This is a genomic window from Mesorhizobium sp. M7A.F.Ca.MR.362.00.0.0 (genome assembly GCF_004023175.1).
Taxonomy (GTDB): domain Bacteria; phylum Pseudomonadota; class Alphaproteobacteria; order Rhizobiales; family Rhizobiaceae; genus Mesorhizobium.
On sequence record NZ_RZTF01000051.1, the window covers coordinates 23,453 to 25,654 of the forward strand.

Here is a 2,202-nt window from a genome sequence, read left to right on the forward strand (position 1 = left end):
AAATTCTCGATGATGCTGACCTGTTTTTCCAAACTGCCCTCTGCGCTCTGCCAAGTGGATTTCACCCCATAGTCGGCGGCAGCCACGTCGCCCGCTTCCTTCATGCGGACGAAGAAGGAGTTCTGCAGGTCGATTGCCGCAAGCCCCAAAACCTTTTCCGCGGCAAGCGAGGGCGTCGCGATGGCGAGTGCGAGCAGAGCAATGGATGCTTTCAGGGAAATGCGCATGTTTCAGTTCTCCTCTTGTTGCGACAGGACGATTCTTCGCCTCTTTTTCATGTCCCGCACGACGACCGTCCCAGTGACAGGCATTCCGGCGGTATTTCGCGGCACTCGTGCCGTATCCATGTCAGGGCCGCGTCTGCGTGGACCGGCCTTGCTCAACCTCAGCCATTCAGGCCCTCGACACCGGCGCCACAGACAAGCCCGGCGATGCGAGCGCCGCGCGGTGGCTTGAAAGCGCCGCTCATCAACGCGGCCAGCGATGCCGCGCCGCTGAGGTCGGCGGCGATGCCGAATTCGAACCAGAGCAATTCAGCGGCCTTCTGCATGTCCGCATCCTCGACAAGGACGATGTCGTCGACGTGCTTGGCGACGATCTCGTAGATGCTTTCGTCCGTGCGGCCGCAGGCCATGGTCGCCACCTTCGTCGTTATCTCGGGCAAGCGAACGACACGGCCGGCAGCCAGGGAGGCGTGAAGGGTCGGTGAACCGGTCGGCTCGACACCGATGATCCTGGCTTCGGTTTTGACGTGCTTCAGGACTTCGGACATGCCGCTGATGAGCCCGCCACCGCCGATCGCGACGATATAGATGTCGGCATCGGGCATCTGATCGACCATCTCCAGCGCCACGGTTCCCTGACCGGACACGATCTGGGCATCGGCGAAGGGATGCATGTAGAAGGCGCCGCACGCCTTTGCCTCGGCCGATGCAGCCTCATGCGCTTCATCCCAGACATTGCCTTCGAAGCGAACGTCAGCCCCCCATTTGCGAAGCTTTTCCGCCTTCAGCGGGCTTGCATTGTTCGGCAGGTAAATGGTGGCGGGAACGCCGGCCCGGGCAGCCACATAGGCAGTGGCCAGGCCGTGATTGCCGCCGGATGCGGCGATCAGTCCGTTTTCGATCCGGCTTGGCTCGAGCGTTTTAACCCGGTTCGTGGCGCCCCTGATCTTGAAGGAGCCGCTCACCTGGAGGCATTCCAGTTTCAAATAGACATCATTTTGAAGGTTTGCGCCCGTGGCATGGTCGAGCTTGACGACCGGGGTGCGCCGTATGAAGGGGGCAATGCGCCGGGCAGCCGCCATGATGTCCTCATGGCTCATCGGTCAGTGCCTCCGGATATTCGTTGGCAAGCACGAAGCAGCAATTCCCCGGACGCACGCGGCCGGGCTGACGCTTGGCGAAAACGATGCCGTCGATGGGGTGAAGGAGATCGATGGGCGCGCGTGACGGCGTGTGGAGGAAGTGAATGCGTCCGGCAAGGTCGCCTTTGCTGACGGCACTGCCGAGCGGGCTCAAGGGTTCGAAGACACCGTCCTCCTCGGAAAGCAGATAGCCTTCGCTTCCGGGAACCTTGAGCACGCGCGCGTTGGCGCCAGGGGCGATGTCAGGCGCGCCCTTCAGAACGCCTGCATGTTTCAGCACATTGCGGATGCCCCTACGGCAGATGGCCAGCGCATCCGGACTGACAAGGCCGCCGCCGGCCATCTCACTGCCGATGACGATCAGCCCCTGGTGGTTGGCGGACGCGGTCGAGGTCCGGGTTTCACCGAGATTGTCGACCATGACAACGGTCGGCGCCCCGAAGGCGAGCGTCGCCCTGATGTTCTTGCGATGCCCCTGCGCGGTCGGGGAGGGCTCGATGATCGCGCTCGGCAGGATCATCAGGGACGAACCGCCGGAATGGAGATCCAGGAAGTAGTCGGCCATCGGAAACAGGACGTCATGCACGTAAGCCGCGATCTGGCTTGTCAGCGTGCCGTTGAAATCGCCCGGGAAACTGCGGTTGAAATTCAACCCGTCGACCGGGGAGGTGCGGGTGCCGGCCTCGACGGCCCGGATGTTGATGGCCGGAATCGCAATGATGCGTCCGGCAATATCCCGTGGATCGATCTCGCGCAGAAGCTCGCCGAGCGCGATCGGCCCCTCATATTCGTCGCCGTGGTTGCCACCCTCGATCAGGACCGTCGGACCGTCACCG

Annotated in this window: 2 protein-coding genes and 1 pseudogene; all 3 read right to left on the reverse strand. The window is 62.6% G+C overall.

Annotation, left to right across the window (positions count from 1 at the left end; translation table 11 throughout):
* Window positions 1–227: pseudogene (locus EOC06_RS40785) on the reverse strand (LacI family transcriptional regulator); the annotation flags it as partial.
* A gap of 158 nt (window positions 228–385) precedes the next feature.
* A complete protein-coding gene (locus EOC06_RS09910; RefSeq protein ID WP_128307639.1) occupies window positions 386–1,324 on the reverse strand; it encodes a threonine/serine dehydratase in 939 nt (312 codons plus the stop codon).
* Window positions 1,314–2,202, reverse strand: an 889-nt coding sequence (locus tag EOC06_RS09915; RefSeq protein WP_128307640.1) for a succinylglutamate desuccinylase/aspartoacylase family protein, incomplete at its 5' end; no start/stop codon positions are given. The genes EOC06_RS09915 and EOC06_RS09910, both read right to left, overlap by 11 nt.

What these genes read in the sequence shown, in the direction of transcription:
- EOC06_RS09910 (WP_128307639.1), bottom strand. Translation starts at nt 1,324, where the DNA reads ATGAGCCATGAGGACATCATGGCGGCTGCCCGGCGCATTGCCCCCTTC.